At 35.8% G+C, this 23,573-nt stretch carries 25 protein-coding genes; 11 read left to right on the forward strand and 14 right to left on the reverse strand.

Annotated features, from left to right (window positions below):
* Positions 1 to 96: 96 nt before the first annotated feature.
* Positions 97 to 951 (forward strand): DUF4476 domain-containing protein, encoded by an 855-nt coding sequence (locus OL225_RS06885; protein WP_264517750.1) that lies wholly within the window; start codon positions 97 to 99, stop codon positions 949 to 951.
* Positions 952 to 1,064: 113 nt separating this feature from the next.
* Here the strand turns inward: OL225_RS06885 and OL225_RS06890 are convergent, their stop codons facing one another.
* Entirely contained in the window at positions 1,065 to 1,511 is a 447-nt protein-coding gene (locus OL225_RS06890; RefSeq protein WP_264517751.1) for a hypothetical protein, read from the reverse strand.
* A 135-nt stretch (positions 1,512 to 1,646) separates the two neighbouring features.
* Between OL225_RS06890 and OL225_RS06895 the strand changes: the two genes are divergently transcribed.
* The 5 genes from OL225_RS06895 to OL225_RS06915 all read left to right on the forward strand — a co-directional run bounded on the left by OL225_RS06895 (position 1,647) and on the right by OL225_RS06915 (position 9,028).
* Positions 1,647 to 2,471 carry a S1 RNA-binding domain-containing protein gene (locus OL225_RS06895; protein ID WP_047374289.1) on the forward strand — a complete coding sequence of 275 codons (825 nt, stop codon included), beginning with the start codon at positions 1,647 to 1,649 and terminating at the stop codon, positions 2,469 to 2,471.
* A 253-nt stretch (positions 2,472 to 2,724) separates the two neighbouring features.
* The gene (locus OL225_RS06900; protein ID WP_047374291.1) at positions 2,725 to 3,318 is read left to right on the forward strand and encodes a TetR/AcrR family transcriptional regulator; all 594 of its coding nucleotides are present in this window, start codon (positions 2,725 to 2,727) and stop codon (positions 3,316 to 3,318) included.
* 90 nt (positions 3,319 to 3,408) lie between these two features.
* Positions 3,409 to 4,761: a TolC family protein gene (locus OL225_RS06905; protein ID WP_264517752.1), complete on the forward strand. Its 1,353-nt coding sequence runs from the start codon at positions 3,409 to 3,411 to the stop codon at positions 4,759 to 4,761.
* Positions 4,762 to 4,770: 9 nt separating this feature from the next.
* Entirely contained in the window at positions 4,771 to 5,832 is a 1,062-nt protein-coding gene (locus OL225_RS06910; protein WP_105701332.1) for an efflux RND transporter periplasmic adaptor subunit, read from the forward strand.
* Positions 5,833 to 5,839: 7 nt separating this feature from the next.
* Positions 5,840 to 9,028, forward strand: a complete 3,189-nt coding sequence (locus tag OL225_RS06915) for an efflux RND transporter permease subunit (RefSeq protein WP_264517753.1) — start codon at positions 5,840 to 5,842, stop codon at positions 9,026 to 9,028.
* A gap of 441 nt (positions 9,029 to 9,469) precedes the next feature.
* Here OL225_RS06915 and OL225_RS06920 read toward each other — a convergent pair whose 3' ends face one another.
* The 12 genes from OL225_RS06920 to OL225_RS06975 form a co-directional block, all read right to left on the reverse strand.
* Positions 9,470 to 9,916, reverse strand: a complete 447-nt coding sequence (locus tag OL225_RS06920) for a KTSC domain-containing protein (protein WP_047374300.1) — start codon at positions 9,914 to 9,916, stop codon at positions 9,470 to 9,472.
* A gap of 149 nt (positions 9,917 to 10,065) precedes the next feature.
* Positions 10,066 to 10,962: a retropepsin-like aspartic protease gene (locus tag OL225_RS06925; RefSeq protein WP_264517754.1), complete on the reverse strand. Its 897-nt coding sequence runs from the start codon at positions 10,960 to 10,962 to the stop codon at positions 10,066 to 10,068.
* A gap of 184 nt (positions 10,963 to 11,146) precedes the next feature.
* Entirely contained in the window at positions 11,147 to 11,911 is a 765-nt protein-coding gene (locus OL225_RS06930; protein WP_264517755.1) for a hypothetical protein, read from the reverse strand.
* A 210-nt stretch (positions 11,912 to 12,121) separates the two neighbouring features.
* The gene (locus tag OL225_RS06935) at positions 12,122 to 12,502 is read right to left on the reverse strand and encodes a VOC family protein (RefSeq protein WP_264517756.1); all 381 of its coding nucleotides are present in this window, start codon (positions 12,500 to 12,502) and stop codon (positions 12,122 to 12,124) included.
* A gap of 269 nt (positions 12,503 to 12,771) precedes the next feature.
* The gene (locus OL225_RS06940) at positions 12,772 to 13,452 is read right to left on the reverse strand and encodes a DUF2306 domain-containing protein (RefSeq protein ID WP_264517757.1); all 681 of its coding nucleotides are present in this window, start codon (positions 13,450 to 13,452) and stop codon (positions 12,772 to 12,774) included.
* A 121-nt stretch (positions 13,453 to 13,573) separates the two neighbouring features.
* Positions 13,574 to 14,155: a GDP-mannose pyrophosphatase NudK gene (gene nudK, locus OL225_RS06945; protein ID WP_264517758.1), complete on the reverse strand. Its 582-nt coding sequence runs from the start codon at positions 14,153 to 14,155 to the stop codon at positions 13,574 to 13,576.
* Positions 14,142 to 14,501, reverse strand: a complete 360-nt coding sequence (locus OL225_RS06950) for an NUDIX hydrolase (protein ID WP_047385333.1) — start codon at positions 14,499 to 14,501, stop codon at positions 14,142 to 14,144. Before OL225_RS06950 ends, nudK begins: the two co-directional genes overlap by 14 nt.
* Before the next feature lie 55 nt (positions 14,502 to 14,556).
* Positions 14,557 to 15,147 carry a Crp/Fnr family transcriptional regulator gene (locus OL225_RS06955; protein ID WP_264517759.1) on the reverse strand — a complete coding sequence of 197 codons (591 nt, stop codon included), beginning with the start codon at positions 15,145 to 15,147 and terminating at the stop codon, positions 14,557 to 14,559.
* Between the two features lie 4 nt (positions 15,148 to 15,151).
* Positions 15,152 to 16,060, reverse strand: coding sequence for a TIGR01777 family oxidoreductase (locus OL225_RS06960; protein WP_264517760.1), 909 nt, complete (start codon positions 16,058 to 16,060; stop codon positions 15,152 to 15,154).
* A gap of 24 nt (positions 16,061 to 16,084) precedes the next feature.
* Complete coding sequence (locus OL225_RS06965; protein WP_047374313.1) at positions 16,085 to 16,429, reverse strand: hypothetical protein; 345 nt, start codon at positions 16,427 to 16,429, stop codon at positions 16,085 to 16,087.
* 4 nt (positions 16,430 to 16,433) lie between these two features.
* On the reverse strand, positions 16,434 to 17,036 hold the full coding sequence (locus OL225_RS06970; protein WP_264517761.1) for an HPP family protein: 603 nt from the start codon (positions 17,034 to 17,036) through the stop codon (positions 16,434 to 16,436).
* A gap of 10 nt (positions 17,037 to 17,046) precedes the next feature.
* Positions 17,047 to 17,943 (reverse strand): arginase family protein, encoded by an 897-nt coding sequence (locus OL225_RS06975; protein WP_264517762.1) that lies wholly within the window; start codon positions 17,941 to 17,943, stop codon positions 17,047 to 17,049.
* A gap of 344 nt (positions 17,944 to 18,287) precedes the next feature.
* Between OL225_RS06975 and OL225_RS06980 the strand changes: the two genes are divergently transcribed.
* Positions 18,288 to 19,313: a methyltransferase gene (locus OL225_RS06980; protein ID WP_264517763.1), complete on the forward strand. Its 1,026-nt coding sequence runs from the start codon at positions 18,288 to 18,290 to the stop codon at positions 19,311 to 19,313.
* A gap of 152 nt (positions 19,314 to 19,465) precedes the next feature.
* On the opposite strand, the gene OL225_RS06985 is transcribed toward OL225_RS06980, so the two are convergent.
* A complete protein-coding gene (locus tag OL225_RS06985; protein WP_047375682.1) occupies positions 19,466 to 19,840 on the reverse strand; it encodes a helix-turn-helix domain-containing protein in 375 nt (124 codons plus the stop codon).
* 350 nt (positions 19,841 to 20,190) lie between these two features.
* Between OL225_RS06985 and OL225_RS06990 the strand changes: the two genes are divergently transcribed.
* From OL225_RS06990 to OL225_RS07005, 4 genes are all read left to right on the forward strand, one after another.
* The gene (locus tag OL225_RS06990; protein WP_047374319.1) at positions 20,191 to 20,523 is read left to right on the forward strand and encodes a single-stranded DNA-binding protein; all 333 of its coding nucleotides are present in this window, start codon (positions 20,191 to 20,193) and stop codon (positions 20,521 to 20,523) included.
* 14 nt (positions 20,524 to 20,537) lie between these two features.
* Complete coding sequence (locus OL225_RS06995) at positions 20,538 to 20,993, forward strand: HRDC domain-containing protein (protein WP_264517764.1); 456 nt, start codon at positions 20,538 to 20,540, stop codon at positions 20,991 to 20,993.
* Positions 20,994 to 21,117: 124 nt separating this feature from the next.
* The gene (gene hisS / locus OL225_RS07000) at positions 21,118 to 22,485 is read left to right on the forward strand and encodes a histidine--tRNA ligase (protein WP_264517765.1); all 1,368 of its coding nucleotides are present in this window, start codon (positions 21,118 to 21,120) and stop codon (positions 22,483 to 22,485) included.
* Between the two features lie 226 nt (positions 22,486 to 22,711).
* The gene (locus OL225_RS07005) at positions 22,712 to 23,572 is read left to right on the forward strand and encodes a PH domain-containing protein (RefSeq protein WP_264517766.1); all 861 of its coding nucleotides are present in this window, start codon (positions 22,712 to 22,714) and stop codon (positions 23,570 to 23,572) included.
* Position 23,573 lies beyond the last annotated feature (1 nt).

Here is a 23,573-nt window from a genome sequence, read left to right on the forward strand (position 1 = left end):
TAAATATTTAAAATTAAAGGCTGTTTCTTTTTTGAAACAGCCTTTTTTATGTGGTTTTTGGCATGAAAATGGAGATTGACTTTTTAAATTTCGTGTATGAAAAAGATTTTTATCAGTTGGATGCTTTTAGCAGGGATGAGCTCATTTGCTCAGGAAGCAGGAAAAGCAGGTGAGTTATTAAAAAATGAAGCTTCCACCACAGAAATGAAGGCTCCGAAAAGCTTCAATGAAAGAAATAAAACGTTCGATCAGTCCAGATCCGGAAACAATAACACTCCTCAGGGAAACAGAAATACCCGTCCAAATTATCAATGGAACAGAAATTATGGTTATGCGGAAGTTTTTCTGAGAATACCTGAGCAAGGCTTTTTTACTGTTGAAGTTGGAGATCAGATGATGGCAAACGGTTCCGGAAAATACAGGTTTTTTGATTTGTCGTCGGGGAGAATACCTATTTCCATCTACGAGAACGGTTTTCTGATGTACAGAACAACTTTGATGCTTCGAAATAATAGCAGAATAGTGTTGGATTTTTTCACCAATGAAGGTTTATACCTTTTGGATTCTTATCCCGTTCAGGGTCAATATGGCTTTAATGACTGGAATGACGTATGGAATAATCCTTACGGAAATCAGTCCGGAGACTGGTCTCATCAGGGAAATGTAATGGATAATAATTCTTTCCGTCAGTTTTTTGATATGATGATGAGTAATGAGAGATTTGACGATGGGAAAATTGCTATGATCAATCAGCAGATGCGAACTTCTATGTTCACTTCCGCACAAATAAGAGATCTGGTAAAAGCAATCAGTTTTGATAATAAAAAATTGGCACTCGCTAAATCTATGTACCGTAATTGTGCAGATAAAAACCGATATTTTATGGTGTATGATGCTTTTGATTTTGAAAGCAGCAAACGGGAACTGATGGATTATATTTCTAACTTATAAAATATACTTCTCGGTTATTTTAAACTCTGAGAAATCTTATATTCAAAATAAACGGGCTACAGTCCGTTTATTTTTTTACAACCAATCCTTTGGCTTCGGCCAAAATGTATTTTCTACATGATTTTCAGCTTATCATAAAACTTAGAATGCTTCGGAGTAATATTAAACTGGATTCCAAAAGTTACCCCTTTAAAATATTTTTCTCTGTGAATCGGAAAGGCATAGCCACTATTCAGAAACACCGCATTGAACAACGAGACACCGATTCTTGGTTCCAGTGAGTATGGATTGCCGGAAATTCCAAGTAATAGTCCGGCACGGAGAATATTGATGTTGATTTCGGGAATCAATTTATCTGTATCATTTACATGAGTATAAAGCAGAGATGGTCCAATAATAATAGAACCTTCATAGCTTTCACCAAATCTGTATTCCAATCCTGCCTGCAGAACATTTCTTCCGGTGTAGCGATATGAAATATTCAGCGCTGTTTTTTCCAACAGCTGAGCTTTTGAAATAGCCGTTAAAAAAATAAGAAGTAGGATGAAATACTTTCTCATGATTGTTTTTGTTCAAATATAAAGGTTTTAGGGGCTTTACAAAAGATAAAGATAAGCCTTTAAAAGAATTATAATGGTATTGACTAGGTTGGCATCTTCAAATTTCCGTACCTTTGTCAGCTAATTTTATCATCAATGCAACTCGGAAAAACTCAGACTTTAACAATTTCAGAACAAATTAATTCAGGATGGATTCTCGTAGATGAATCCGGAGAAAAAGCTTTTCTGCCTAAAATCTTTATTCAGGATGAAAAAGAAACAGGTGATGAAGTTGAAGTTTTCGTGTATCAGGATGACGATAAATTAAAGGCAACTACTGAGATCCCATTGGCTGAAGTAGGGGAGTTTGCGGTGATGAGCTGTGTACAGAGTCTTCCAAGTGGAGCTTTTATGGATTGGGGAATCATTAAGGATTTATTTATCCCTTACAAACAGCAGAAAACCAAAATTATCGAAGGCAAAAGATATCTGGTTTATATTTATGTAGATGAAGATATGGAGCTGATTACGGGTACTACAAAGTTCAAGAGAAACCCGCAGTATGAAAATCTTCCGTTTCAAAAAGGAGACAAAGTAGATCTGCTTATGATGAACGAAAGTGAACTGGGCTGGAATGTGGTGATCAACAAACAATACATTGGTTTGATATACGCTTCCGATGTTTTCAAAAAGCTGTATCCGCTATCAGAAGAAAAAGGATATATTAAAACCATCCGTGAAGATGGGAAAATAGATATTTCTTTACAGCCGGAAGGTTTTGAAAATATTGATGAGTTCAAACAGAAAATTCTTAACAGGCTGGAAGAAAACTATGGACTTCTGTATGTGTCAGATAAGTCTTCTCCTGAAGAGATCAAGGATGAACTTCAGATGAGTAAGAAAAACTTTAAAAAGGCGATCGGAGGACTTTATAAAGATAAGATTATTGATATTCTGGACGACAAAATCAAATTATTATAAAACAAAAAACGAGCAGAAATTTCTGCTCGTTTTTTGTTTCCTTCCATTAATTACGAGAAGCGATCAATCGTTGTTCTTTTGCGTAAAATAATTCTCTTCAATGATCTTTTATTGAAGAGAATTATTTTTTTATCCCAAATTTTAAATTCAAAAAACATGATGGATGTCATAACATTTTTGTTTAATTTTTTTGTTTAACAATTTTGTCAAAAATAAATTTTAGTATAAATTTGCACAAATTTGTTTAACAAAAATGTCAAATCAAGCAAAAAAAGACCAAACACAGGAATTGATCAAGGAGACAGCGAAGAATTTATTCTTTGTGAAAGGAAAATTTGATGCTACTACGCAGGAGATTGCAGATGAAGCAGGAGTGAACAGAACGCTTATTAATTACTATTTCCGTTCAAGAGATAAGCTTATCCAGATCATTTTTGATGAAGCTCAGAGAGTAGAACAGGAAAAGTCAAAGATTATTCAGAACTCTGCTCTGCCTTTTAAAGAAAAGATCAGCAAGTTCATAGAAAGCAGTCTTTCTACAAGTCTTCAGTATCCGTATCTGGAAACATATATTGTATCGCAGATCAATAAAGGAACCTGCCATCACAGAGAAATTGAGGAAGATATCCTGAATGAAATGTATAGTGACATCGAAAAAGAAATGGAATTGGGAAATATAGAAAAAATGGCACCTGTGCAGTTTATTCTTAATATGGTTGCTCTATTAGTGTTCCCAAGCGCCATAAGACCATTATTTATGGAAAATTTATTAATTAATGATGAAGAATATGATAAGATCATTTCTGAGCGAAAAGAGATTATTATTAATATGTTGTTCAAAAATTAAAAAAAAACTAAAGTATTTATGAAAATGATTCGTCATTTAGAAATAAATAATGACTGAAAATTAAATAAAAAATAAACGAAGTATAAAATTATGAATAGAAAACGTATAACTGCTACAAAGCTAAAAATTGGGATAGCTTCAGCATTTATGATTTTCGGCTCTACATTGATGTCTGCCCAGCAGCAGGTTTCCCTGCAGGAAGCAATAAAACAGGCACTTCAAAATAAAGCAGAAGCTAAAAAAGCTGCTTTACAGGTCAAAAAAGCCGAATACAAGATTGATGAGGCCAGAGCCGGTGCTCTTCCACAGGTCACTGCGACGGCGGGCTTAACCTATAACCCGATTATTCAGGAATCTTTGCTGGAATTTGGAGGAGAGAAAATCAGGGCTCAGTTTGGGCAGCCTTGGGGGTCTACAGCTTCTGTACAACTTCAGCAGGCGATTTTTGATCAGAGAGTATTTACAGGACTTAAAGCTGCAAAATCTACAAGAGAGTTTTATGTACTGAATGCCCAGTTAACCAATGAACAGATTATTGAAAATGTAGCAACAGCTTATTATCAGGTGTTCGTACAGGAGGAAAATCTTAAAACGGTAACTGCCAGCTATGCCAATACTGAAAAAGTAAGAAATGTTATTAAAAGCTTAGTTGATAATGGATTGGCAAAGGCAATCGATTTAGACAGAACAAATGTTCAGCTTACTAATATTGGTTCCAATAAACAGACTTTAATCAACTCTGTTGAACTTTCAAAAAATGCGCTGAAGTTTTATATGGGAATCCCTATCTCTACAGACATCGAGCTTGAAGAAAAAGAAATACAGCCAAAGCCTGAACTGATTGCGAGCAACGTAAATCTGAATGATCGTACAGAGATCAAAGTTTTAAACAAAAACAGGGAACTTTTGGTTTTCAATAAAAAAGCGACCGAAGCTTATCTTTATCCATCAGTAAATCTTACTGCGAATTACGGATGGGGAGCAAACGGAGCAAAATTCCCGCTGACAAATGGTCTTAGTAAGGGAGTTCTCTGGAGCGATTATTCAGCAATTGGTTTGAATGTAAATATTCCTATTTTCACCGGAGGAGCTACAAAAGCGAAAATCAATCAGGCTGAAATTGATATTCAGGATATTGATGTTGATATTGAAAACACTCAGTTGAGCTTAAGTTTAGATTATAAAAATGCGGTCACCAATATGGAAAATGCATTGATTAATATTGAAAGCATGAAAGATAATGTAGGATTGGCAGAAAGAGTTCAGAAAAATACGCAGGCAAATTATCAGTATGGGTTAGCAACCCTTACAGAAGTGCTGGATTCTGAGAATGCTCTGACACAGGCAAAACAGAACTATTCTAATGCATTGCTGGATTACAAACAGGCAGAGATCAAGCTGATAAAAGCTAAGGGTGAACTAAACACACTACAAAACTTATAATAAACTAAAATGAAAAAAACTTTAATATATATCATCGTAGCAGCAGTACTGGTAGGTTTAGCCGCTTACAAGATTGCCGGGAACAAAGAAAAACAGACGCAGGAAGTAAAAGAAGTTGCTAAGCAGGTAGATAAAATCAACGTTAATATTGTCACTGTTACAAGAGAAAATATTGATACAGACTACTCAGCCAACGGGACATTCATTCCTAAGCAGGAAATGAACCAGTCTTCTGAAATTGCCGGACGTATTGTAAGCGTTCTGGTAAAAGAAGGTTCAAGAGTAAGTGCAGGTCAGGTTTTGGCAACTATCAAGAGAGATGCTATTGAAGTGGATGTTACACAGGCCCAGAATAACTTACAAAATGCTATTATCGATAATCAGCGTTACGAAAATGCTTTTAAAACAGGAGGTGTTACAAAGCAGCAGGTTGATAATTCAAGACTTCAGCTGAAAAATGCACAGGCAGCTGTGAAAGCTCAGGGAGTAAGAGTGAATGATACCAGCATCCGTGCAGGGATCAGCGGAACAATCAATAAAAAGTTGGTAGAACCTGGAACAGTTGTTTCGGTAGGAACATCTATGTTTGAAATCGTTAATATCAACAGCTTAAAACTTTCTGTTTTAGTAGATGAAAGCCAGATCGGAAAAATTCAGTTAGGTCAGGAAGTTCCGATTAAAGTAAATGTTTTACCTGAAGATTCTTTCGTAGGTAGAATTACTTTCATTGCTCCTAAAAGTGATGCTTCTTTGAATTTCCCTGTTGAAATTGAAGTTCAGAACAGAGGAAACCTGAAAGCAGGTATGTATGCAACCGCTAAATTCAGTACAAATAATGGTGCAGAAACTCAGAATATGCTGACAGTTCCTGCGGAAGCCTTTGTAAATGGGGTAAGCTCAGGACAATTATTCGTTGTTCAGAATGGTGTTGCTAAATTGATCAAAGTAACCATCGGAAAAGTTTACGGAGATAAAGTTCAGGTATTAAGTGGATTGAATGGAGGAGAGCAGGTAGTAACCAGCGGACAGATCAATCTGGACAATGGATCTAAAGTGAACATTATAAAGTAGTAGATCTATGAAGTTAGCAGAAATATCGATTAAAAGACCCTCGCTGGTAATTGTATTATTTACAATTCTGACGTTGGGAGGTATCCTGAGTTATACACTCATGGGATACGAATTGATTCCGAAGTTTGAAACCAACATGGTAACAATATCTACGGTATATCCGGGAGCTTCCCCTGCAGAGGTGGAAACATCCGTGACCCGAAAGATTGAAGATGCCGTAGGTTCCCTGGAAAACGTAAAAAAAGTAGAATCTTCTTCATATGAGAGTTTATCCGTAATCATGGTTCAGCTGAATGATGGTGCCGATGTAGACTACGCCTTGAATGATGCTCAGAGAAAGGTAAATGCTATCCTTGCAGACCTTCCGGACGACGTGAAAGCACCCTCTCTGAACAAATTCTCTTTGGATGATCTACCAATTATCACGATGAGTATTTCATCTGATAAGCTAAACAGTAAGGATCTTTATGACTTATTGGATAAAAAGATTGAACCTATTTTCTCCCGTGTAAATGGTGTAGCTCAGGTTGACCTTGTGGGTGGACAGGAAAGAGAAATTCAGGTGAATCTGGATGAGAAAAAATTACAGGGGTACGGACTTTCAATTGGAGACGTACAACAGGCAATCCTATCATCAAACCTTGATTTCCCAACAGGAAGTTTGAAAACGAGAACTACAAAATCTACGATCAGACTTTCAGGAAAATATAAGTCTACTGAGGAAATGAACAACCTTGTTGTTTCCAATAAAAATGGTGCTCAGGTACGTTTGTCTGATATTGCAACAGTTTTTGACTCTCAGAAAGATGTTGAAAAAGTAGCGAGATTCAACCAGTTCCCGACCATTTTGATGCAGGTTAAAAAACAATCTGATGCGAATGCGGTAGCAGTATCTGAAAGTGTTCAGAAAACAATTAAAACAGTAGAAGAAGCCTATAAAGTTCAGGGTGTAAAAGTAAAAATCGTAAATGATACTACAGAATTTACCCTTGAATCAGCCAACCACGTTATTTTCGACTTATTCCTGGCGATTATCCTCGTGGCGATTGTGATGTTATTATTCCTTCACAGTATCAGAAACGCATTTATCGTAATGGTTTCTATCCCCGCTTCATTGGTGGCAGCGTTCATCGGAATGAACCTGATGGGTTATACTTTGAACCTAATGAGTTTGCTGGGGCTGTCCCTTGTGGTAGGTATCCTGGTGGATGACGCGATTGTAGTACTGGAAAACATTTACCGTCACATGGAGATGGGTAAAAGCAAAATCAGAGCAGCTTATGACGGAGCTTCAGAGATCGGATTTACCGTTGCTGCGATTACATTGGTAATTGTGGTGGTATTCTTACCGATTGCGATGAGTTCAGGTCTTGTAGCCAACATCCTGGCACAGTTCTGCGTCACGGTAGTTATTGCCACCTTGTTATCATTGTTGGCCTCATTTACTATCATTCCTTGGTTATCATCAAGATTTGGTAAGCTGGAACATTTAACAGGTAAAAACTGGTTTGAGAAATTCATTCTTTGGTTTGAAGGATTAATTGACAAGTTTACACACTGGATCACAGGAATCCTTGAATGGTGTCTGAAAACGACATTAAGAAGAATCTCAACAGTAGTGATTACATTCATTGTCTTAATCAGTTCATTCATGCTGGTAGCATTCGGTTTCATTGGAGGAGAGTTCTTCCCGCCAATCGACCGTGGCCAGTTCCTGGTACAAATGGAATTGTCAAAAGATGCAACCGTTGAAAAAACAAACCAATTAACATTAGATGTTGAGAAGTTCTTAAGAAACGATAAAGATGTTGTAGACCTTATTACAACTGTTGGACAGCAGTCTACAGGTTTTGGGGGTGCTCAGGCAACAACGTATCAGTCTGAGGTTCAAGTAAACTTAACAGATAAGTCTGAACGTTCTGAAAGTACCAACATCAAAGCTGCGAAGATAAAAAGACAGTTAGAAGAGAAATTCACAGGAGTTGAATTCAAAACTGCTCCAATTGGTATCATGGGTGCTGAAAACGCTCCGATTGAAATGGTAGTAACAGGACCTGATAACGAAACAGCAGTAAAAGAAGCAACAAGAATCCTAGAACTATTGAAAAAAGTTCCGGGAGCTGTGGATGCTGAATTATCAACAGATACAGGTAGCCCGGAAGTTCAGGTGAGTATTGACAGAGATAAAATGTCTTCTCTAGGTTTAAATCTTTCAAATGTAGGACAGACAATGCAGACTGCATTCAACGGAAATACAGATGGGAAATTCAGAGCCGGAGAATATGAATACGATATCAATATCCGTTTTGGAGATGTCAACAGACAATCCATTGATGATGTTAAAAACCTTATGTTTACAAACCCTCAGGGGCAGCAGGTTCGTTTAAGCCAGTTTGCTGAAGTAAAAATGGGTTCAGGACCAAGCTTACTTGAACGTAGAGATAAATCACCTTCGGTAAAAGTAAGAGCAAAAGCAGTAGGTAGACCGGTAGGGGACGTAGCGAATGAGTGGGCAAACCAGTTTATGAACAGCAACAAAAAACCTATTGGAGTAGATTATATCTGGAGTGGAGATATGGAAAACCAGCAGGAAGGTTTTGGTACTTTAGGAATTGCTTTATTAGCAGCTATCGTATTGGTATATCTGGTAATGGTTTCACTATATGACAGTTTTGTATATCCTTTCGTGGTATTGTTCTCAATCCCGTTAGCGATGATTGGAGTAATGGTGATCCTTGCCTTAACTGCAAACTCACTGAATATCTTCACCATGCTAGGGATGATCATGTTGATTGGTCTTGTAGCGAAGAATGCTATCCTTATCGTTGACTTTACCAACGCGAGAAAAGCTGCAGGAGCTAATACTCACGATGCTTTGGTACAGGCCAACCACGCACGTCTTCGTCCGATCCTGATGACAACGATTGCGATGATCTTCGGTATGTTACCAATCGCATTGGCAACAGGTGCAGGAGCTGAAATGAACAAAGGTCTTGCATGGGTAGTAATTGGTGGTTTGACATCGTCTCTATTCCTTACCTTGATTATTGTACCGGTAGTATACTCTTTATTTGACTCTGTTTTACGCAGAATGGGTAAAGATACAAAAGTAGACTACGAAGCTGAAATGAAGGCAGATTATGTACACAGAGAACTAAATGAAGACGGATTTACTCCGAAACATTTAGATAAATAAAAATTAAACCTTTAATTAACCGAAAGCGCCTCAGAATTTCTGAGGCGCTTTTTTATGTTGATATATAATATAGATTTTGGCTAAAGCCGAAGGATGAGTTTTATTATTGTAAATGGGCTAAAGCCCATTTCTATTGATGAGTAATCATATAGCAATATACCTATGTAGAGAAAAATAAAATTGTTTTTAGGTTAAATTATTGGTCTGTGTCATTCTGAACGAAATAAATTGTAGTGAAGAATCTCATGGATAGATTACAAATGAGATTCTTCCTTCTTAGAATGACAAACCTAATTAAAATATTCAATAGGAGTGGGCTTTAGCCCACTTAATTCTATAATGTTCATTATCGGCTTTAGCCAAAACATAATATCCGGTTTTTGGCAACAAAAAAGCTTCCAGCATGTACTGAAAGCTTTTATATATTGTAATGTAGAAAAATTAATCTGCCATAGCCTCTCCGGACTTTCTGTAGATAAAGTTTCCATAGATGTGTCTTCTTGCGAAACGGCTTGGTGAATCAGCATTGATCATTTTGATATAAGTATTTTTAGGAACTCCCATGTACTCGTACATATTTCCGTTCAGGTGCTGAACCGTTAAAATCGATTTCTCAAGATAAAAATCCTGAATGTTAGATTTCGTAATGGTTTCGGTATATTCTTCTTTGTATTTTTCCTGTGTTTCAGAATTGATACTTACCAAAAAATGATATGCTTCAATTACAGACTTGCTTTTTTCTTCAGCTTCTATTTTTCCGGATTCATCATTAATGAATTTATCAGGATGTGTATCTTTCATCACATTTCTGTAAATCGTCTTTAATTCTTTTAAAGTAACATTTTTATCTACTCCAAGAAGTGTTCTGTGCTCACCAATTTTTTTCATATCTCTAACCCTTATTTTCGGGGTGCAAAATTAAGCAATTAAATTCAAAAAACCATAACTTATTCATTATTAATTTATTTCGTGGATTTTTGAGGTGGAAAAATATTATGACTACAGACAGATGAAATTTGTATAGTTAACCCTTACAGCTAATTAAACCCCGAATAAAGGTTTTTATTCAGTTTAAAATAAATAAACCCGTTCTTAAAATCAATCACAGTATTGAATCTTTTCAAAAACTGATTGCCAAAAAATCCTGCCATTTTTTCGGTAGCATCAATTCCTTCTGTGGAGGCAGAAAGTGTAATCGGGAGGTTATAAAGATATTTTTGGGTGAATTTTACAGCCGGACAAAGAACAACAGGCATTTCATATACTGAGCCATCAGAGCCTCTTGCCGTGGCTTTGCCTATGGTTTTCATAACTTTTACCAGCCCATTACTTTTGGCAAAAGGAGAAGCTATGGTAAGCGCATCATCCGCTCCGCTGTCAAGCCCGAAAAAGCCTGAATATTCTTTATCATTCACTATTATACTACTTTCTACAGCAGGATAATTGTCAATCATATGGAGCTTTACTTTCTCATATCCTGCTAAATCCATGGACAGATCATTTTCTTCATAAAAACGGATTTTATTTTGATGATAATCAATTTCAATGATTTTCCCCTTCATCAGATCCGTTCCGAAAACCCCGTCAAAATTTGCGGAATCATAGGGAATAAGAGTAAACTGTATATCATTTTTCTGAATGTTTCCAAACTGTACTGTATTGTTGCTGCTGTAATCAACCGTATTCACTCCGTTTGATCCTTTATTTTCAGACTGTCCATCAATTTTCAACGGTACTTTTTTCTTTGCATTGATATTGATGACAGAACCATCGGCGCCTGTATCAAACAGGAACTTTATACTGTCAGTTTTATTGACTTTACAGTATACATAAACAGAATTGTTTTCCAGGGAAAAAGGAAGGGTAGTGGGTACCTTTTGGGCTGACACCGCTATAGAAAATAGCAATATCAGAAGAATAACGATGAGTTTCATAGGTTAGTTTTAGAAGTACGAAAATAGAGGTAATGAGCACTTTTACAAAGAAATAACTAGCCATTAACCCTCCTTTAACTGTTCCTTAACCGTTTCCTATAATAATTTCACAAAAAAACAGTACCCAATCTGAGTACTGCAGTTATATTTTTTAATAATTAAATCTTTCAATCTTTTAATGATCCTACGGCTCATCACAGGTTCTTTTCAGCTTTGTAAAGATCTTATCAAAATCTTTGTAAGAAGTTACCTCATCTTCACGTTTCTGTCTGAAGCTGCTGTTGGCACAGTTGTGAAAGCCAAGACCAATAAGGTCTATCAGTGCATAATCTTCTTTTTGCGGATCATTCATTTTGGCATCAAATCTTGCCATTACACTTTTCGGATCAGCATTATTTTTACTCTTAAGTTCAGTGTAGTTTTTCCATGCAGCAAACATCTTTTCTCTGTCCGGAGAGGATATAGCGTCAATCTGTTCTCTGCAGGTATTGTAATATTTGCTGTTTTTAAGGGTGGAAGGATCAGAATAAGCTAGAATCTCTTCTTTATTCAGCTGGTATTCATTTTCAAAAGAATCAATGGTATTTTCCATTAATTTTTTCCATCTGGGAAGATCAATAACTTTAATACTGTACAATTCCTTTTTCTTTTCCTCATATTGCTTTTCAAGATCCTGTAAGTAAGCTTCTCTGTTTTGACGGATTTCTTCAAGCTGGGAAAGTTTAAAAACAGGGCGGGTATCAAATACAACCCCATTGAACTGATACAAAAGCTTATTGACTCCGTCTATTTCTTCTTTTTTATATTTAGCCGAATCAAAATACCCTTTATTGTCACAATTGAAAGTCTGATAACTATAAGGTGTCAGATTGTTTGTTTTTGCTGGAGCTTTTTGCCCCCATATAGTAATGGATAAGGCCAGTGCAAGCCCAATCATCATTTTTTTCATGCACATAAGTTCTGAAAGAATCCGAATTTTTCTGAATTTCGGTGCAAAATTAAGGCTTTAAATTCAAAATCTAAAGAATTAAATAGATTTTCTCAATAGATTTCCAATATTTTATAAAGATTTTGTACCTGCATTTTATTTTTTGCAAAACTAGGAGAATAAAACACTAAAAAACGGGTAAAGAAAACCAAAACGTAGTGTATTTTTTACCTAGTAATAGTTGCTTACTTCAATAAGATTCTGATCAGGATCGCGGAAGTAAACCGATTTGATTTTTCCTACAGCTCCGGTTCTGTCTACAATCCCTTCAATGATTTCTACCTTTTTCTGTCTGAGCTCTTCCATTACATCATGAATGTCTGTTTGTGCTATAAAACAAAGGTCTGCAGAACCACTGGTAGGATATTCTGCTTTAGGCTCAAACTCATGTCCTTTCTGATGCAGATTGATCTTTTGATTTCCGAAGATCAGTGCTTTTCTGTTATCTCCAAAAATGACTGCTTCAAATCCCATCACATGGGTGTAGAATTCAATAGTTTTATCAATATCTGCCACAGTTAAGACAAGATGGTCAAGGTTCTTTATTTTCATAATTTACTTTTAAGCATTAATTCTGAACAAAATTAAGGGTATTTGTAAGCCTGTTGTTACTGTTATTGATTGTTTTTTTAGATTTAAAATAATAGATTTACACGAATTAACACGAAATCATGATCTATTATTTTTTTCTTCTTTTTATTATCGCCGTTTTTGGAGGAATCGCTTATCTTATAATGCGTTTTTTCAATAAATGGACCCGAAATAATAAGTATGAAGTTCTTTTTAACACCTTAATATTTATCGGATCTTTTTTTCTGGTATCATTTGTCGGTATCTATATTTTCCTTTCTAGTCTGGATTTTTCCCGTTAACAAACGATCTTTTTTGAGAATTACATAAGCAATAGTCAGGTTGATCAAAAGGGCAGCCCAGACATTCAGTCCATAAAAAAGTTCATAATCATGCTGTGTTTCATTATACAGCAGATTCTTAACGATTCTGAATGTAATGGCTGTTGTAGTCACCGCATAGCTTAAAATCATATAATTTCTATGCCTGATAATATTTCCTTTTTTAATAGAAAGTACAGACACAATGGTGAAATAGGCCCAGAGAACATCCTGTATCAGAAATCCTGTAATCCCGATAAGGCCTCCATTTGAAAAAAGTCCCAGTACAAAACATGCCGGAACATTGATGATCAGAATATTGTAAACATATATTTTCCCAATGATCTTATGGAGGTCTCTGTTTTCAGCTAAAAACCGAGTTGAAAACTGCGTAAGACCAGTCAGAAGACAAAGCGTTATAGAAAAAATATGAATATAGAAAAAGGCCATCCAATACGGATTGCCGACTACCTGCTGTTTAAAGGCCAGAAACCCAATGTTTTTATCAAAAGAAGTATACTGAGAAATCGTTTTCAGCATGAGAATACTGAAAATTAAAACGGAAAATAAAGCGATTACTTTAATGATTTTTGTTCCTGACAACTTCATCATTTATTGATTAACAGATAAACTCTAGTGGATTGAAACTTAATTTTCCAAAACTTCTCTGATCTTTTAAATATACATTTTAGTCATCATTTATTATGGATCAATCAGCTTTTATATCCTGATTCTACATGATCCCTTTCATCCGCAAGTGCTGCAAAAGCATAATCGTTTTGGCGTCTTTGATTTCCCCGGTATCAATCATGGCCAGGCTTTCCTCAAAAGATAATTCAAGAACTTCTATATTTTCACCTTCCTCTTCCAATCCGCCGCCGTCCGTGATCTTCATTTCATTTGAATATTCTGCAATAAAAAAATGAAGGATTTCTGTAACAGATCCGGGGGACATATAAGCTTCAAATACTTTTTCAACTCTGGAAATTTTATATCCGGTTTCCTCTTCTGTTTCCCTTTTTATACAATCTTCAGGATTATCATTATCCAAAAGTCCGGCACAGGCTTCAATGAGCATTCCTGTAGAATTCCCATTGATATAAGTTGGGAGCCGGAATTGTCTGGTCAGAATAACCGTGTTTGAAAGTGTGTTGTAAAGGAGAATAACAGCTCCGTTTCCGCGGTCGTAAGCCTCTCTGCTCTGAGTTTCTGTGGTTCCATCCTTTTTCAAAACAGAATAGGTGACTTTGTTCAGTGTATACCAGTTGTTTGAAAGGACTTCTGTCTGAAGGATTTTGATATCAGGATTTTGCATAAGGAATATCTTCTATGTTATAATAAATGGTCAGACCTCTTTCTTTGGCTATTCTTACATCCTCATCAGCTCCTTTTGAAGCTCCTTCTATACGCAGCACTGCATCACATTTTTCAAGTAGGGCATGAGCTACGGGATATTGTATTTCCTGCCATGCTTCATCACCTATTTGCGTAGAGCCCGCAAGATGGATCAATGGCAGCGCAACCCATTCCCCGATAATTGGAATGTGTCCTTTTCTAAAGATGGGAAGAGCAACGGCTTCAAGATTGTGAAGATTCTGCTGGATAAGCTGTGGATCATCATTCGTTCCGCTGCGGTAAGGACCTGCAATAAGTATAAACATAATTTTTTTTTTGAGTAAAGTAACAGAACTTTCAGAATAAAAAAAATAATATAGCTTAAGAGAAACTGTTTTTTTGTTTAGATTTTATAAGGCTTAAAAATTCAGGAGTAATCCCTAAATAAGAAGCAATTTGTTTTTGCCTGATACGTTTTACCGCTTCAGGATATTTCTGAAGAAAGTTATAATAGCGTTCTTCTGCAGGTAAAGAAAGGTTTTCAATTGTTCGGAGCTGTTCTCTTATATAAGCATTCTGCATCATAATCCGGAAAAAACGTTCAAATTTCGGAACTTTGTGATAAAGGTCATCCAAATGATCTTTCTGAAGCTGCAAAATACAGCTTTCTTCTAATGCTTCTATATTCAGCATGGCAGGTTTTTGATTGATAAAGCAGTACATATCGGTGATCCACCAATCAGGAACAGCAAACATGATCGTAGCTTCCTTTCCTGTGGTATCTATATGAAAAGCTCTCAAAATTCCAGTATGAACAAAATTAATTTCTTTACATGCCTGTTGCTGCTGCAAAATTAATTCTTTCTTAGCAACTTTTTTTTCTTTTAATAGAGACAGAAAATAAGACTGCTCCTTATTGGTAAGTGAAATATGCCTGGAAATATTTTTTAGAATTAAATGTTCTTCCTCCATTCTGCTAATGCTTTTGTAATAGATTCTTTAAAGCCTCATCCAGGTCCGGAAACTTAAAATGAAACCCGGCATCCTGAATTTTCTGTGAAGAGGCTCTTGAACCTTCCAATATTGCCGTAGCCAGTTCTCCGAAGATGAGTTTCAGGACAAATCCCGGAACATTGGGCATGAATAAAGGTTTTCCAAGTACTTTTGCAATCTTTTTTGTAAGATCTTTATTCGTAGTATGTTGCGGAGAAACAGCATTGTAGGCTCCTTCCATTGTTGAATTTTTTAAAGCAAACTCATAAATAGAACAAATATCTTCAAGATGAATCCATGGCATATATTGCTTACCGCTTCCTAGCGGGGATCCTATATAATATTGAATAGGTGGAATCATTTTCTTTAAAGCTCCGTCTTTTTCAGAAAGCACAACAGCAGTCCGTATTTTGACAACTCTTTCTGCCAGATTCTTGTCTTTGAAATCATCAGCTGCTCTTTCCCATAAAACCACAACTTCACTTAGAAAATCATTGCCCGGAGAATCACTTTCAGTATAGAGTTTTTCCGAAGTTTCAGTACCATAAAAATTAATTCCAGAAGCTGAAATAAAAGACTTAAGTTTTATTTTATTTTTTCTTAAAGCAGTTTGAAGTAATTCCGCCGAATCCACCCGGCTCGAGATCAGTTCTCTTTTTCTTTCCGGGGTCCAGCGTTTTTCTGAAATATTGGCACCGGCAAGATGAATAATGTGAGAGACATTTTCCAAAGCAGCTTCATCAATATTTCCTTTTCTGATATCCCATTCATATTCATTATCATATTTTTTTTTCCGGGTCAGAAATCTGATTTCATATTCCTTGTCTATCTTTTTGACCAGTTCTTTGGCGATCATACCACTGGCTCCGGTGATCAGAACAACTTCTTTCATAATACTTTATTTAAGGTGTGTGGGTTATGCCTGGTTCTTTACAATCAGTACAAAATCATCTTCCAGAAGTTTATAGCCATAATCATAAATAAACTTGTATTCAGAACCGTTTTTATAGACTTTCAGGTTGGTGAAATAATCAAAATCAAAACCTAAGCCATCCAGCCTGGATCTGGCTACTTTTGTTTTACCGTCAGTATTGATTTCCATCAGGATGCGGTAATTTTTACGGAGTTTGTTGTTTACATTCCGCATCAGGTTGTTAGAATCCTTATTTTGCTTATTGTTATAGGCGTTACGGCAGGCATCGTTGCAAAACTTTTTATCAGACCTCCCGATTATTTTTTCGCCACATTCCAGACAATTCATCTTCTTATTTTTTTATTTTGTGGGGGTGTGCATGTCTTTTTCTTAACAGTTTCATGAATCTGCTGTGGGTAGGATAGCTTCTGTTAGGAGTAATATTATTAAAAAATAAAGCTACAAGCAGCAGAATGATACATCCCGAAAGAACGGGGGAGATCACATACCAATATCCCAATTCCGGAATTTTCCCGGTAGAACTTACCGCAATCAGGGCTGTAGCACCACCCGGTGGATGCAGGGTTTTGGTGTACTGCATCAATACAATAGAAAAGGCTACCGCTAAAGGAGCCGAAAGCCAGATAATATCCGGAACAAACTGATAAACCGTAACCCCTACCAATGCAGACAGGACATGTCCGCCTATAAGATTTCTGGGTTGTGCCAGCGGACTCTGTATTGCTCCATAAATAAGAACACTTGAAGCCCCAAAAGAGCCAATCAGGAATATATTCTCAGTTTCCATTAATGAATGTGACTGGATAAATGCAATGATTCCAATTCCGAAAAATGCACCCAAAAATGACCAGAAATGCTCTTTGTAATCAACAAGCGTTTCTTTATAAATCACATATTTGGAAACTCTGAATGTTCTTTTTATGGTCTTCTTCATTTAGTCTTCTTTATTTTTTTATAATTTGAATTAAATTTTCTACAAATGGCCGGGTATGTACTCCGTCTTTATCATAATCAGGATCTAAAATAGTAATCTCTATCCCAAAACACAGAGGACTTTCAAATAAAGGTTCCAGTATTTCTCTGAGATCATCATAGCTTATTCCGTCTTCCATTCTGCTGTCTACGGCTGGCATTATTTCATCTTTCAGAATATCCACATCAAAATGAATAAAAAAACCGTCCAGGTCTTTATCATTCACCATTTTCAGAAAGTCTTCAGCAGTTTTTCTGAAGTCATTCTCTCTGAGACGGTAAAGATCATAATAATGGATTTTAGAATTGATGATTTGATTAACATATTCTTTATCATCTGTTTCTGCATTGCCACAGCAGAAAATATTTTCTTCAGATAAATAAGGTTTTAAACCATCAATATTGGTTAGTTTCTCATGTCCGATTCCGGTAATGATGGCGAGATCCATTCCGGCTGCACCTCCAGTTTCTGAAAGCTCTGGCGGGATAAAATCTGTGTGCCCGTCAAGATAAAAGAGTCCGAAGTTTCCCAGTTTTTTCAAAGCGACCGCATTTCCAATCAGGATGCTGCAGTCACCGCCCAGGACAATATTGAATGTATTCTTTTCGTAATTTTTGAGAATGCAATCAGACTGCTTTTTGGCATATTCGATAATCGGTTCTGCATTTCTGACGTTTGATTCTTCATCAAAATCCATGGAATATTCCGGAGCATCAAGCCTGAAAACATTTTTAGGAGCAATTCTACGATGAAAATCAAATTTCCTGAGCCAGTCCGGAAGTTTCCGAACTCCGGGTTCTGTCTCATGTTCCTTTTTTGTAAGTCCCAAATTGAGAGGAAACTCAAAAATATTGATATTCCTTTTCATAGATGAATTTTGACAAAGATACGGAATTATCCGTTTGTAAATGGATAGCTTTATGACAGGCTGATCATTCATTTGAAATTTTGGAAAGGATAGAAATTATTTCATAAATGAGTTTTTAAGAACATTTGATATACTATTTTAGTTAACGCAATTTCTTTTGAAAAAAGCTGTATTTGCCAATGTTTTAAAATGATAAGTCACTTGTAAAGTTGTATTTTTTGTCCATAACTAACTTGTTTTCATTTAGGTGTTTTGAGTTTTTATTTCACACTATTGTGTTTTTTTATAAATTTGATAATAAGGATTTCTTATTGTTATTTAAAAATCAATCAAAAACTATTACTATGAAAAAACAACCTGTTAAGCCGGAATTTACTTTGAAAATGTTTGAGGTACTAAGCCGGATGTGGCTTGTAGGCTGTGTAAAAACAGCTGCAGAACTTAATATTGCAGATCAGCTGGCATATGGTCCCAAAACAATCTCTGCATTGGCGGCAGAAACTCACTCCAATGAAAAAGAACTGTACCGGATTATGAGAGCCCTGAGCAGTGAAGGGATTTTTGAGGAACTGGAGAATAAAACTTTTGCACTGAACGATTTCGGAGCAGCTTTGCAAACAAGTGTTCCCGGAACAGTAAAAGATTTCATTATAGCCAATGTGGGAGAACATTTTCCCGGTTTTGCAGATCTTATCTATGCCGTCCAGAAAGGTAAAGTTCCTTTTGAACATGTTCATGGGATGAATATCTGGGAATATTACAAGGAGCATCCGGAACTGGGGGCAAATTTCGGAAGAGGAATGACTGGCTTGTCCGGAATGGTTCTGAATGGTATTGTAGAAAACTATGATTTTGCCCCCTATAAAACCATTGTAGATATAGGTGGAGGCAATGGAGCCATGATGTATGCAATGTTAAATGCATCACCCGAAAGTTCCGGGATTATCTTTGATGAAGCTCATGTTACTGAAAAAACACTTCAGCTCATACCTGAAAATTTAAAAGACCGTTGTACCGTTGCTACAGGAAGTTTTTTTGAAAAAGTTCCCTCAGGTGCAGACTTGTATACAATGAAATGGATCATCCATGATTGGAATGATGATGAATGTATACAGATTCTAAAAGTCTGCTACAATGCAATGCCCAAAGGAGCCAAATTATTGATTGTAGATGCCGTTATTCCTGACAACAGCAGAAATGAACCCCATATTTCAAAGTTGTTTGATATCGTAATGATGGCATGTCTTACCGGGAGAGAAAGAACATTGAACGAATTTAAAAACCTTCTGGACAAATCGGGATTGAAATTCAATAGAGTAGTTCAAATTGGGACAGAGGTTAAAAGTATTGTAGAATGTGAAAAACCATAAATTTCAATTCTAAGCTTAGATGATTAAATGAAGGTACTCAATAGTTTTGTTGAGTACTTTTTTATTTATTTTGATATCGTATCTCCCTTGAAAAAAGAAAGCCAGAATAGAATTTTTTCTATTCTGGTTTCAGTATTTTTAGTTGATGCTTTCTATTTTTTTAGTCTTTCGATTTCCTCTTTCAATAGGCCAATATATTCCTGCATCGTTTTAATGATTTCTATGCTTAATTCATTTGTGATATATCCCATATTATGGGCTGAAAAACCACTATTTCCAACATTTGAACCAGGGCTGTCATTAAAAACAGGGTTTTCAATAATAATCTTAGCTTCCTCTTCTTCGTAGATTTCTTCTACAGGAACCTCTAAAAATTTGGCAAGTTTGGACCATTCTGTCTGTGTTATAGCTACAGCACCACTTTCTTTTCTGCTATAGTTGGAAACGTCAGTGGGGATTACATCAGCCATTTGCTGCTGAGTGTAACCTTTTCTCTTTCTTACTGTGCGTAGTTTTTCTTTTTGCATATCAGACATTTTTACAAATTTGCAAAAAAAAATTAAATTAAATAGAAAAAAATCCTTGTTAATGCATCTGTTTTTCAATGTTTTTTTTAATAGAAAAATATTTTAGCACATGGTTTTTTATTATTGAATTTTTACTTTAAAAAATGTGATTATTATTTTTTAAGCTTAGTAAATATTGTTTTAAACAGAATTCTATTTATTTTATTATCCGTTTTCAAACGACTACAAACGGATTTAAATAGTTTATAACCGACTGTGATATCGGAACATCGCAATCTTTGCAACAGAGATTTGAGAAAAACAGTGAACGTCTCTTATCTGAATTTATTAATCTTTAAAATCTAAAAGTTATGTCACTAAGAAACAAAGTAACATTAATTGGTTACACAGGAAAAGAAGTTGAAATGGTAAACTTCGATAATGGAAATGTAAAAGCGAGTGTGTCCTTAGCAACAAGTGATCATTACACCAATGCCAAAGGAGAAAAAGTAGAAGAAACACAATGGCACAATCTTATCGCTTTTGGGAAAACAGCTGAAATTTTCGAGAAATATGTTTCCAAAGGAAAAGAAATTGCCATAGAAGGGAAGCTTACCTATAGATCATATGATGATAAAGATGGGGTGAAGCGTTATATCACAGAAATTCGTGTAGATGAGATCCTATTATTAGGAGGGAAATAATTCTAAAAACACAAATGATGAAAGTAAAAGTTTTTAAAATTAGACTTCCGGAAGAATTTCTCTACAAAGATCAAAGAATGCTGGATGATTTCCTGGAAGCCAATGAGATTATGAAAGTAGAAACAGCTTTCGTAAGTGAAGAACGGTATTGGTCTGTAATATTGTATTTTGAAAATTTAAAACTGACAAAAAATACAGTTAAAGAACCAAAAGCAGTTAAATATTCTGCAGAGAATGATTTCCTGAATACAGATGAAGAAAAGATACTGGATGCGCTGAAGTTTTGGCGGTCAGAAAAAGCCCGGGAACAAAATCTTCCTACTTATTTCATCGCTAGTAACAAAGAACTGATGTCTGTAGCCAAGTATAAACCTGCCAGGAAAGAAGAATTGCTGGAAATCAAAGGATTTGGAAAGCATAAGATTGAAAATTATGGTGAAGAGATCCTTGAGATTCTAGAAAGCGTCTGATTTTTCAGAATAATTGATAACACAACAGCAAAAAAGCTGGGGAAGATTGTTTCTTCAGCTTTTTATGCTGTGTAAAGTCCATGCAATTCCGTACTTTTGCATTTATCAAAATGACATACAAAAAATGAAGCCAAGTTTAGCAAAAGGGACGAGAGATTTTACGGCACAGGAAGTTTCCAGAAGAAAATATATCATCAATATTTTACAGAATAATTTTGAATTATTCGGGTTTCAGCCATTGGAAACTCCAAGTTTTGAAAATCTTTCTACATTGACAGGGAAATACGGGGAAGAAGGAGACCGTTTGATCTTTAAAATTTTAAATTCAAGCATTAATGAAGCAAGAGAAGAGAAAAAAGTTCAAATGCTTCATGATTTTCAAAGAGCGCTGGATAAACCATTTAGTTCAGAATATATAACGGATAAAGCTCTTCGTTATGACCTTACCGTACCTTTTGCAAGATTCGTGGCTATGAATCATGGGAAATTGACATTCCCATACAAACGTTCTCAAATTCAGCCGGTTTGGAGAGCAGACAAGCCTCAAAAAGGAAGATACAGAGAGTTTTATCAATGTGATGCAGATGTGGTAGGAAGCGAAAGCTTATTACAGGAAGTAGAGCTGGTTCAGTTGTATTTAAAATCATTTGCTGATCTGAAAGTTCCTGTAACCATTCATATGAACAACAGAAAAATTCTTTCAGGATTGGCAGAATATGCAGGAATCACAGATAAGCTGATTGACTTCACGGTAGCATTGGATAAACTGGATAAGATTGGTAAAGAAGGTGTTGTAAAAGAATTACTGGAAAGAGGTATTTCTCAGGAATCTATTGACAAGTTGGATTTTCTTTTCAGCCAGTCAGACGATGCACTGGAAAATCTTCTTCAACTGAAAGAGAAATTTGCAGGTAACGAAATCGGTCTGAAAGGAGTAGAAGAACTTGAATATGTTCTTACACAGTCTCTGAGCCTTGGTGTTGATATGCAAAATCTTGTATTCAATATTACACTGGCAAGAGGACTGGATTATTATACAGGTGCTATCTTTGAAGTGAAGGCAGATGAGGTTGCTATGGGATCCATTGGTGGTGGTGGAAGATATGATAATCTTACAGAAGTTTTTGGAGTTAAAAATATTCCGGGAATAGGGATTTCATTCGGATTAGACAGAATTTATCTGGTAATGGAAGAATTGAACCTTTTCCCTGAAGAAGCATCATCCAAGATCGAATATTTGTTTGCTAATTCTGGGGGTGAAGGAACAGTAGAAGCTTTGAAATTGATTATGCAGCTACGAGCAAAGGGAATTTCAGCAGAATTATATCCTGAAAATGCAAAAATCAATAAGCAGTTTACTTACGCAGAAAAGAAAGGGATAAAAAATATGGTTTTCCTGGGTGAAGAAGAAATTAAAAATAACACCGTTACTTATAAAGATCTTGAAGCTGGTGAAAAGAAAACCGTTTCTCTTGAAGAATTCTTAGGATAATAGTATTGAAAAAATTGCCCAATAGAATATCATTTTATTGGGGATATATAAATAGAAAAATCAACCACAAAAACTTTTTGTGGTTGATTTTTTTTGATTCGTGTTAAGATTTAAATATTTTTGATCTTTAAAATCGGTTCAGAATTTGTAATTTGGATCAATGTATACAAACAGAGTGAAAATTATACTCTGAATTCATTAAAAAACTTTTAAACATAAAAACCAGATGAACACTATTTGCGCATTGTGCGGAACACCGCTAACGGCAACAGATATGTCTGTAGGTAAAAATAAACTTGCCGACGGTGGTTATTTGTGTGCAGGATGCTTTACCAAAGCCATTACTATCAACAGAGATCTTATTCATAATCTTGATCAGTTTTATTTTGCAGAAATTACAGGAATGATTCTGAAAAGTAAAATTGATGCAAGCCAGAATACCGGAGGTCCCCAATATACAGCAAACAATCATTACGAATATGATGCACCAACAAGACTGGATGAAATAAAAGATCAGATTGTTGCGCTGAATGCAAGACTGAGCGTTCTTGCCAATGAAGAGGTGAATGAATTGGCTAATGTTCTGGACAAGGACGAAAAATTGCTGGCTATTGCAGAAGGAATTGATCTTCAAAGCAACAGAGAAGGAATTATATTTTCAACCCAGAAAAGGGTAGCCTTTATTGACAAAAAATTTTTGGGAGGGGTTGTAAAGAATGAATTTCCTCTTCAGGACATTTCTTCTATTGATCATATTGGAAACCTTTTGTATTCAATTCTGAAAATCAATACCAATAGAGGTGATGCACAGTTTAAACTTCATAATAAAAATGATGGGCGGGCATTCTCCAATGTTAAAAATAAAAGTACAGACTATTCTGAAAATGTGAGAAGGGGTTCTAGTCCATTGCAGGCATTTTCCCAAACAATTCCTGATCTGGTTCAGGAAAACGTTTATTCTACCGGTAAAGGAGATTCCGGAGCTATTTTTGAACAGTTGGAAAAACTGGGTAAACTTAGAGAAATTGGAGTGCTGACAGAGACTGAATTTGCTGAACAAAAGAAAAAACTGCTTGATAAATTATAAA

Origin of the sequence: Chryseobacterium viscerum (assembly GCF_025949665.1) — a bacterium.
Classification (GTDB): domain Bacteria; phylum Bacteroidota; class Bacteroidia; order Flavobacteriales; family Weeksellaceae; genus Chryseobacterium; species Chryseobacterium viscerum_A.

Bases quoted from the DNA above. Each gene is read 5' to 3' on its own strand.
- OL225_RS06885 (WP_264517750.1), top strand. From the start codon at position 97: ATGAAAAAGATTTTTATCAGTTGGATGCTTTTAGCAGGGATGAGCTCA.
- OL225_RS06890 (WP_264517751.1), bottom strand. From the start codon at position 1,511: ATGAGAAAGTATTTCATCCTACTTCTTATTTTTTTAACGGCTATTTCA.
- OL225_RS06895 (WP_047374289.1), top strand. From the start codon at position 1,647: ATGCAACTCGGAAAAACTCAGACTTTAACAATTTCAGAACAAATTAAT.
- OL225_RS06900 (WP_047374291.1), top strand. From the start codon at position 2,725: ATGTCAAATCAAGCAAAAAAAGACCAAACACAGGAATTGATCAAGGAG.
- OL225_RS06905 (WP_264517752.1), top strand. From the start codon at position 3,409: ATGAATAGAAAACGTATAACTGCTACAAAGCTAAAAATTGGGATAGCT.
- OL225_RS06910 (WP_105701332.1), top strand. From the start codon at position 4,771: ATGAAAAAAACTTTAATATATATCATCGTAGCAGCAGTACTGGTAGGT.
- OL225_RS06915 (WP_264517753.1), top strand. From the start codon at position 5,840: ATGAAGTTAGCAGAAATATCGATTAAAAGACCCTCGCTGGTAATTGTA.
- OL225_RS06920 (WP_047374300.1), bottom strand. From the start codon at position 9,916: ATGAAAAAAATTGGTGAGCACAGAACACTTCTTGGAGTAGATAAAAAT.
- OL225_RS06925 (WP_264517754.1), bottom strand. From the start codon at position 10,962: ATGAAACTCATCGTTATTCTTCTGATATTGCTATTTTCTATAGCGGTG.
- OL225_RS06930 (WP_264517755.1), bottom strand. From the start codon at position 11,911: ATGAAAAAAATGATGATTGGGCTTGCACTGGCCTTATCCATTACTATA.
- OL225_RS06935 (WP_264517756.1), bottom strand. From the start codon at position 12,502: ATGAAAATAAAGAACCTTGACCATCTTGTCTTAACTGTGGCAGATATT.
- OL225_RS06940 (WP_264517757.1), bottom strand. From the start codon at position 13,452: ATGATGAAGTTGTCAGGAACAAAAATCATTAAAGTAATCGCTTTATTT.
- nudK (WP_264517758.1), bottom strand. From the start codon at position 14,155: ATGCAAAATCCTGATATCAAAATCCTTCAGACAGAAGTCCTTTCAAAC.
- OL225_RS06950 (WP_047385333.1), bottom strand. From the start codon at position 14,501: ATGTTTATACTTATTGCAGGTCCTTACCGCAGCGGAACGAATGATGAT.
- OL225_RS06955 (WP_264517759.1), bottom strand. From the start codon at position 15,147: ATGGAGGAAGAACATTTAATTCTAAAAAATATTTCCAGGCATATTTCA.
- OL225_RS06960 (WP_264517760.1), bottom strand. From the start codon at position 16,060: ATGAAAGAAGTTGTTCTGATCACCGGAGCCAGTGGTATGATCGCCAAA.
- OL225_RS06965 (WP_047374313.1), bottom strand. From the start codon at position 16,429: ATGAATTGTCTGGAATGTGGCGAAAAAATAATCGGGAGGTCTGATAAA.
- OL225_RS06970 (WP_264517761.1), bottom strand. From the start codon at position 17,036: ATGAAGAAGACCATAAAAAGAACATTCAGAGTTTCCAAATATGTGATT.
- OL225_RS06975 (WP_264517762.1), bottom strand. From the start codon at position 17,943: ATGAAAAGGAATATCAATATTTTTGAGTTTCCTCTCAATTTGGGACTT.
- OL225_RS06980 (WP_264517763.1), top strand. From the start codon at position 18,288: ATGAAAAAACAACCTGTTAAGCCGGAATTTACTTTGAAAATGTTTGAG.
- OL225_RS06985 (WP_047375682.1), bottom strand. From the start codon at position 19,840: ATGCAAAAAGAAAAACTACGCACAGTAAGAAAGAGAAAAGGTTACACT.
- OL225_RS06990 (WP_047374319.1), top strand. From the start codon at position 20,191: ATGTCACTAAGAAACAAAGTAACATTAATTGGTTACACAGGAAAAGAA.
- OL225_RS06995 (WP_264517764.1), top strand. From the start codon at position 20,538: ATGATGAAAGTAAAAGTTTTTAAAATTAGACTTCCGGAAGAATTTCTC.
- hisS (WP_264517765.1), top strand. From the start codon at position 21,118: ATGAAGCCAAGTTTAGCAAAAGGGACGAGAGATTTTACGGCACAGGAA.
- OL225_RS07005 (WP_264517766.1), top strand. From the start codon at position 22,712: ATGAACACTATTTGCGCATTGTGCGGAACACCGCTAACGGCAACAGAT.